Source organism: Actinoplanes sp. NPDC051859 (assembly GCF_044452725.1).
Taxonomy (GTDB): Bacteria; Actinomycetota; Actinomycetes; order Mycobacteriales; family Micromonosporaceae; genus Actinoplanes.
Map to the genome: position 1 here is coordinate 494,359 of NZ_JBITBX010000003.1, position 7,378 is coordinate 501,736.

The window sequence follows — 7,378 nt, forward strand, 5'->3', positions numbered from 1 at the left end:
GGTAGGCAACGCGCAGGTCAGGCGGTGATGACGGTGACCGGCACCGCCGGGTCGCCGGCGGACAGCTTGAGACCTTCCCACGGGATCGAGATCAGACACTGCCGCAGGTGGTCGCGTGACTCGGCCAGCGTGGGGGTCTCGAGCACCTCGCCGTTGACGACGAGCGAGCGCTGCAGCAGCCGGTCGTTCGGCTGGTGGTCGGGCACGCCCTGGGAAACGATGATCTCCTCGGTGGCCGTGCCGGTGGGCTTGTGGCGGCGGATCGCCGTCTTGCGTCCGCCGACTGTGGCCTTGTTCTCCGAGCGCTTCACCACCGCCCGGCCCTCCACCTCGACCAGCTTGTAGACCAGGCCAGCGGTCGGCGCTCCGGAACCGGTGACCACGGCGGTGCCGGCGCCGTACATGTCGACCGGCTCGGCGGCGAGGGTGGCGATCGCATACTCGTCCATGTCCCCCGAAACGACGATCTTCGTCTCGGTGGCCCCCAACGAGTCCAGCAACTCGCGCGAATGCTGGGCCAGCACCGACAGGTCACCCGAGTCGATGCGGATCGCACGCAGGTCAGGGCCAGCGACCGCGATGGCGTTGCGGATGCCCTGCGCGATGTCGTACGTGTCCACCAGCAGTGTGGTGTCCTTGCCCAGCGCGGCCACCTGCGAGGCGAACGCCGCTGGCTCGTCGTCGTGCAGCAACGTGAACGCGTGCGCGGACGTGCCCGTGGTGGGGATCCCGTAACGGCCACCCGCCGCCAGGTTCGACGTGGAGGCGAAACCCGCGAGATAGGCGGCCCGGGCCGCGGCGACTGCGGCTTCCTCATGGGTACGCCGGGAGCCCATCTCGATGATCGGACGGCCCCGGGCGGCGGTGACCATCCGAGCCGCCGCCGAGGCGATCGCGCAGTCGTGGTTGAGCACCGACAGGATCAGTGTTTCTAGCACGACGCATTCGGCGAAACCGCCGGACACCGTGATGATCGGGGAGCCGGGGAAGAACAGCTCGCCTTCGGCGTACCCGTCGATGTCGCCGGTGAATCGGTAATCCGCGAGCCAGGTCGCGGTGGTCTCGTCGACGATGCCCGCCTTCCGCAGGAAGGCCACGTCCGCCTCGCGGAACCGGAAGTCGCGGATCAGCTCGACGAGTCGGCCCTGGCCGGCGGCCACGCCGTAGCGGCGCCCGGTCGGCAGCCGGCGAGCGAACACCTCGAAGACACTGCGCCGGTGTGCCGTGCCGTCGCGCAGGGCCGCGCTGACCATGGTCAGCTCGTACTGATCGGTCAGCAGCGCGGGGGAGAATGCAGCAGTCACGCCCCCCACCTTATTGGGGAAGAAGCCGCAGTGCGGGGGCTAGCTCGTTGCGGCCCCCGACCCCTAGCTTGGTGTAGACCCGCTGTAAATGGTTCTCCACCGTCCGTGGCGACAGGAAGAGCCGGTCGGCGATTTCCCGGCTGCGTGCCCCGTCCGCGGCCAGCTCCGCCACCTGCCGCTCCCGCACGGTCAGCGTCGGCTGGATCGCCGCCAACGCCGGCGTCCGCAGGGCGTCGCACCGGGCCAGCAGGTCGGCCAGCAACGCGCTCGCGCCCAACGCCCGCGGGTCCCGGGCCGCCCGGAAGAGCTGCACCGCACCCGCCGCCGCCTCGGCCGCGAACACCAGGTAGCCCCGCACGGCGAACTCCCGGGCCACCGCAACGTGCGCCTCGCCATCAGCTCCCGCGCAGGCGTGCCGGACCAGCAGCGGAGCGGCCCGCCCGCCGACGAACGCCCCCAGCTCGGCCATCCGCTCGGCCGCCGCCTCGGCCCGCCCCAACCGGACCAGGTCGTAAAGCATCAGCAGCTCCAGCGCATGGAAGCCGGCAGCGCGCAGCCGGGACGCAACCGCCAGCAGCACGCGTACGGCGCCAGCAACGTCCCCCGCGCAGGCACTCGTCCAGGCGCGGGCCTGATGATGCCAGGCGTAATAGAGCCCGGTGGCATGTCCGACCGCCGCATCGGCGATCTCCAGCGACGCCTGGGCCAAGGCAAGATCGCCGCGCTGCGCCGCGATGGTGGCCCGGGCGAAATGGGCGCAGCCGTCGTACACCCGGGTCATCGCCAGCGCCGCACACGCCTGCTCCACCGCGCGGATCGCCTCGTCCGTGCGCCCCGCCAGCAGCGCGCCCCGGGACTGCAGCAGCGATACCCACCCCGATCCGAAACCGAAGCCGCCGGTACGGGCCAGCGCCGCGAACTCGGCGGTGAGGATCCGGTCGATTCCCGGCAGGTCCATCGAGATGCTGACCAGCGTTCCCTCGCACATTTGCAGCGCGTACTGCAGAGCCGGGATGTCCCGCCGGCAGTCCACGGTCTCGGTGCTTGCGGTCGTCAGCAGCTCTCGCGCGCGACTCGGGTCACCGCCCAGCGCGGTCAGGAAGGCAAGCACACACATCGCCAAACCGCGCGCGGGCGCGCCCGCCGCCGAGTTGCCGAGAACTTCGCCCGCTAACGCCCTGGCCCGGGCAGCATCGTCGCACTGCAAGCGGAGAAAAGCCTCGACCGCCCGGACCCGAGCCTGGTCGGCGAGGTCGCTGTGTCGGGCAGCGGCGAGCGGGTCGACCGCCTCGGGACGGCCCAGCCCAAAGAACTCGATCGTCGCCCGTGCGGTGGCGCGCCGGGCACTGGCTGCCGGCAAAGCGTCCAGCACGGCAAGAGCCTCTTCCGGCTCGTCCGCGAAGAGCAACGCGGTCGCGAGCAGCTCGGCGGCGTCATGTCCGACCTCGTGCGCGGCTTGATCGGCGGCGTCGTGGGCGGCGGCGGCCAGGCGGCGGGCGAGGGCGATGTCGAAGCGGGCGAAGGCCTGGTTGGCCGCGTCGAGCAGCAGTGTCGGGTCCTGGGCGGTGCCGGAGTCGAGCCGCCACACGGCCACTCGCAACAGGTCGTCGCGGCGCCGCGCGCCAACGGATTCCACCAGGTCAGCGAGGGTGGCCAGCAGGCGGCGGGCGCGGGTGACCGGGCAGCGGCGGCGCACTACTTCGCCGTACAGCGGGTGGGAGAGGCTCACGTCGCGGCGGCGCTCGTCGCGGGTCACCCGGATCAGCCCGCGCTCCTCGGCGGCTTCCACGTCGGCCGGCTTGGCGGCCCGCAACAGCAGCGGCAAGCCGATCGGCTCCCCGAACGAGGCGAGCTCCAACACGTCGCGGACCCCGCTGGTCAGGCTGCCGACGCGGGCGTCTACCAGCTCGGACAGGCTCGGGGCCAGGGTCAGCCGGCCGGTCCAGCGCCAGAACCCGTACGTCTGCAGCAACTCGCCGCCCCGCACCGCGGCCATGACCAGCTCGCGCAGCAGGAGGGGGTTGCCGCCGCCGAGGCGGCTGAGCCGTTGCGCGGAGCCGGCCTCGACCGGGCCGCCGGTCAGCGCGGCGAGGAGCTCCTGCGACTCGTCGGTGTGCAGAGGGGCCAGCTCGGCGTGGTCGACCAGGCCTTCGGTCCACAGTGCGGTGATGGGTGGCGGCACCGGCTCCGAGGTCCGCAGGCTGGCGAGCAGCGTCGCGCCCTCGCGCACGAGCAGGTGCACCAGGGCCGCGGACGGCGGATCGAGCAGGTGCGCGTCGTCCACCGCAAGGATGATCGGTCGGTCACCGGCGGCGGCGTGCAGGGCGTCGGCGGCCCAGCGGAGCAATCCGGCGGGGGAGAGGCCTGCCGGCGGGTCCGGCGGGAGGATCTGGGCGAGGCCGCCGAACGGCAGACCCGAACTGGCGATGGTGGCCGAGGCGCACGACACCGCCCAGCGGTCCGCCGGGAGGGTGCTGACCGCCTCGCGCAGCAGGCGGCTCTTGCCGATGCCGGCGACGCCACTGAGGATCAGGCCGCGCTCAGAGTCGCTGGTCGCGGCGGTGCGGAGGCGCCCCAACTCGCCGGCGCGGCCGACGAATTCCCAGTGCTCCACCGGGCCAGCATATCGAGGCTCATGATATTTGCTGCACGGCACAGGTTACGTTCCGAATAAGTATCTGTGGGACAACGGTGAGTAATCCGACATCTGTCCCGAGCTGCCCGCGCCGTCTACGGTACGGCGGTGCCGGCATGACGTGCCCCGGGCCGTGCCTGGCGGGGTCGGCCCGGGGCACTTTCTCGCCCGTCCCTCGCTGTTTCCTGCCTCCGTGGCGGCGACATCCTTCGCCGGCCGAACTCTCGCCCCGGACGGCGTGGCACGATGGGGGGCATGGCGTTGCCTCAGGTCGCTCCCGTCGAGACGCCGCACATCGAGGAGGTACCGGCTGATGACCGGCCGTGGGTGACCATCGTCTGGGACGATCCGGTCAATCTGATGTCGTACGTGACCTGGGTGTTTCAGAAGTTGTTCGGCTACAGCCACGAAAAGGCCGAGGAGCTCATGATGGACGTCCACAACAAGGGCAAGGCCGTCGTCTCCACCGGCGCGCGCGAGCGCATGGAGATGGACGCTTCCCAGCTTCACGGATACGGTCTGTGGGCGACGGTGGACCGCTCGTGAGTCTGCGGGTCGGCAACAAGTGCGAGGGCTAGGCGGGGTGATCGGCTGATGTTCCGGCGCAACGGCAACCAATGCGTGGCCAGCTTCGCCGTCGACGAGGTGCGGGTGCTGCGCAAGGTGGCCGGCGAGGTTGTCGGCCTGCTGATGGACGGGTTCGACCACACCGACCCCGTCGTCACGCGGCTCTTTCCCGACATCTATCCCGACCGGCCGGACGACTCGGCCGAATTCCGGCTCTACACCGAGGGCGACCTCAAGACCGGCAAGATCGACCAGGCGGGTGCGATCCTTGCGGCCCTGCCGGACGACGGTCCCGGCGAGGTGCGGCTGGACGGCGAGGAAGCCGAGGCTTGGCTGCGGGCGATCAACGACGCCCGGCTGGCCATGGCTACCCGGCTCGACATCCAGAACGACACCGACCTCGGCGACGAGCTGGACGAGGCCGTCATCCACGATCCGGCTTCCAGCCGGGTCTTTCAGCTCTCCGTGTACGCCTACCTGGGCTACCTCCAGGAATCACTCCTCAACGCCCTGCCGGGGACCGAGCAGGCGTGACCACCGCCACCCGCAGCACTCGCGGGAGCGCGGTAATGTGAACGGCGTGCTGACCATCGACAGCGCGATCATCGACGCGATCGTCGCTCACGCCCGCCGGGACCACCCCGACGAGGCTTGCGGCGTGGTCGCCGGACCGGTCGGCCGCGACCTCCCCACCCGGCTCATCGCCATGGACAACGCGGCGCGTTCGATGACGTTCTACGAGTTCGACTCGATGGAACAGTTGCGGGTGTGGCGCGAGATGGATGACAACGACGAGGAACCCGTCGTCATCTACCACTCGCACACCGCCACCGAGGCCTACCCGTCCCGCACGGACATCTCGTTCGCCGGTGAACCGGATGCCCACTACCTCCTCGTCTCGACCCGTGATACGGATTCCGAGGAGATCCGGTCGTTCCGTATCGTGGACGGTGTGGTGACCGAGGAAGAGGTCAACATCGTGGATGCGACGGTGGACGCGTGAGGAAGAGTGCGGACGGTCTCGCCGTCCAGTCGTACATGTTCGGGCAGAGCCCTGCGTCGGTCTACTACGAGTGTCGCTGAGCGACGACTCCCGACCTTCCCCGAACGTCTTTCTCTTCTAGGAGCGGCACAGCCATGGCTATTGAAGTTCGCGTACCGACCATCCTGCGCAGTTACACCGGCGGCTCGAAGATCGTCGAGGGTTCCGGGACCACCCTGTCCCGCCTGATCGACGACCTGGACGCCAAGCACTCCGGCATCAAGGGCCGGCTCATCACCCCTGAGGGTGGTCTGCACCGGTTCGTCAACATCTACGTCAACGACGAGGACGTCCGGTTCCTCGGCGCGCTCGACGCCGAGGTCAGCGACGGCGATTCCGTTACCATCCTGCCCGCTGTGGCCGGTGGCGCGCTCGGCTTCGCGGCGGCCGCCGCCCTGCTCGGGCGCTAACCGCCATGGCTCGCTATGAGAGCCTGCTGGACGCCTGCGGGGGCACGCCGCTCGTCGGCCTGCCCCGACTGTCACCGACGGTGCCCGAAGGGGCGCCGCCGGTGCGGCTCTGGGCGAAACTCGAGGACCGCAACCCGACCGGCAGCATCAAAGACCGGCCGGCGCTGTTCATGGTGCGCGAGGCGGAGGAATCCGGCCGCCTCCGCCCCGGCGACACCATCCTCGAGCCCACCAGCGGCAACACCGGCATCTCCCTGGCGATGGTCGCCAAAACCCGCGGCTACCGCCTGGTCTGCGTCATGCCCGAAAACGTCTCCGCCGAACGGGTCCAACTGCTCCGCATGTACGGCGCGGAGATCATCTTCTCGCCGGCCGCGGGCGGCTCCAACCAAGCCGTCGCCGTCGCGAAACAGGTCGCCGCGGAGCACCCCGACTGGGTGATGCTCTTCCAGTACGGCAACAGCGCCAACGCCCGCGCGCACTACGAGACGACCGGCCCGGAACTGCTGCACGACCTGCCCACGATCACTCACTTCGTGGCGGGTCTCGGCACCACAGGCACACTCATGGGCACCGGCCGCTACCTGCGCGAAAAGGTCGACGGCATCCAGATCGTCGCGGCCGAACCCCGCTACGGCGAACTCGTCTACGGCCTGCGCAACATCGACGAGGGTTACGTCCCCGAGCTCTACGACGCCACCGTGCTCAACCGCCGCTTCTCCGTGGGCACCCGAGACGCGGTCCTCCGCACCCGGCAGCTCGTCGAGGTCGAGGGCATTTTCGCCGGCTTCTCCAGCGGGGCCATTCTGCACGCGGCGCTCGCGGTGGCCCACGAGGCGGTCAAGGAGGGGCGCCGGGCCGACGTCGCCTTCGTGGTCGCTGATGGTGGCTGGAAATACCTCTCCACCGGCGCATACGGTGGCACCCTGTCCGATGCCGAAGAGGCACTCGAAGGCCAGCTCTGGGCCTGAGCCCCTTCCGGGCCTGAGCCCCTTCCGAGCCTGAGCCCCTTCCGGGCCTGAGCCTGTTCGGGGCCTGAGCCCCTTCCGGGCCTGAGCCTGTTCGGGGCCTGAGCCTGTTCGGGGCCTGAGCCCCTTCCGGGCCTGAGCCTGTTCGGGGCCTGAGCCTGTTCGGGGCCTGAGCCTTTTCGGGGCCTGAGCCCCTTCCGGGCGTTGGCTGTTGGGAGCGGCGGTTCGCCCAGGCGTTGGCTCGTTGGGAGCGGCGGTTCGCCCGGGCGGTGGTTTGCCGGGGGCGGTGATTCGTTCGGCTTGCGTGCTTTGCGAGGGCGCCGCGTCTCCGCCGCCCCGGTGCTCTTCGCGCGAGGGCGGTGCTCTTCGCGCGAGGGCGGTGCTCTTCGCGCGAGGGCGGTGCTCTTCGCGCGAGGGCGGTGCTCTTCGCGCGAGGGCGGTGCTCTTCGCGC

General features: G+C 70.4%; 6 protein-coding genes and 1 pseudogene. 5 read left to right on the forward strand and 2 right to left on the reverse strand.

Annotated elements, in window-relative coordinates; genetic code table 11:
• Nucleotides 1-17: 17 nt before the first annotated feature.
• Together ACIA1L_RS10235 and ACIA1L_RS10240 are read right to left on the reverse strand one after the other, a co-directional pair.
• On the reverse strand, nt 18-1,304 hold the full coding sequence (locus ACIA1L_RS10235; RefSeq protein WP_396072298.1) for a nicotinate phosphoribosyltransferase: 1,287 nt from the start codon (nt 1,302-1,304) through the stop codon (nt 18-20).
• Nucleotides 1,305-1,314: 10 nt separating this feature from the next.
• Entirely contained in the window at nt 1,315-3,918 is a 2,604-nt protein-coding gene (locus ACIA1L_RS10240) for a LuxR C-terminal-related transcriptional regulator (RefSeq protein ID WP_396072300.1), read from the reverse strand.
• 276 nt (nt 3,919-4,194) lie between these two features.
• On the opposite strand from ACIA1L_RS10240, the gene clpS reads away from it, so the two are divergent.
• The 5 genes and pseudogenes from clpS (at nt 4,195) to ACIA1L_RS10265 (ending at nt 6,929) form a co-directional block, all read left to right on the forward strand.
• Nucleotides 4,195-4,485: an ATP-dependent Clp protease adapter ClpS gene (clpS, locus tag ACIA1L_RS10245; RefSeq protein ID WP_396072301.1), complete on the forward strand. Its 291-nt coding sequence runs from the start codon at nt 4,195-4,197 to the stop codon at nt 4,483-4,485.
• Nucleotides 4,486-4,533: 48 nt separating this feature from the next.
• The gene (locus tag ACIA1L_RS10250; protein ID WP_396072302.1) at nt 4,534-5,040 is read left to right on the forward strand and encodes a DUF2017 domain-containing protein; all 507 of its coding nucleotides are present in this window, start codon (nt 4,534-4,536) and stop codon (nt 5,038-5,040) included.
• A gap of 46 nt (nt 5,041-5,086) precedes the next feature.
• A pseudogene (locus ACIA1L_RS10255) lies at nt 5,087-5,589 on the forward strand (Mov34/MPN/PAD-1 family protein).
• A 54-nt stretch (nt 5,590-5,643) separates the two neighbouring features.
• Nucleotides 5,644-5,958 (forward strand): MoaD/ThiS family protein, encoded by a 315-nt coding sequence (locus ACIA1L_RS10260; RefSeq protein WP_396072304.1) that lies wholly within the window; start codon nt 5,644-5,646, stop codon nt 5,956-5,958.
• A gap of 5 nt (nt 5,959-5,963) precedes the next feature.
• Nucleotides 5,964-6,929, forward strand: coding sequence for a PLP-dependent cysteine synthase family protein (locus tag ACIA1L_RS10265; protein ID WP_396072306.1), 966 nt, complete (start codon nt 5,964-5,966; stop codon nt 6,927-6,929).
• Nucleotides 6,930-7,378: the final 449 nt, after the last annotated feature.

Bases quoted from the DNA above. Each gene is read 5' to 3' on its own strand.
- clpS (WP_396072301.1), top strand. From the start codon at position 4,195: ATGGCGTTGCCTCAGGTCGCTCCCGTCGAGACGCCGCACATCGAGGAG.
- ACIA1L_RS10250 (WP_396072302.1), top strand. From the start codon at position 4,534: ATGTTCCGGCGCAACGGCAACCAATGCGTGGCCAGCTTCGCCGTCGAC.
- ACIA1L_RS10260 (WP_396072304.1), top strand. From the start codon at position 5,644: ATGGCTATTGAAGTTCGCGTACCGACCATCCTGCGCAGTTACACCGGC.
- ACIA1L_RS10265 (WP_396072306.1), top strand. From the start codon at position 5,964: ATGGCTCGCTATGAGAGCCTGCTGGACGCCTGCGGGGGCACGCCGCTC.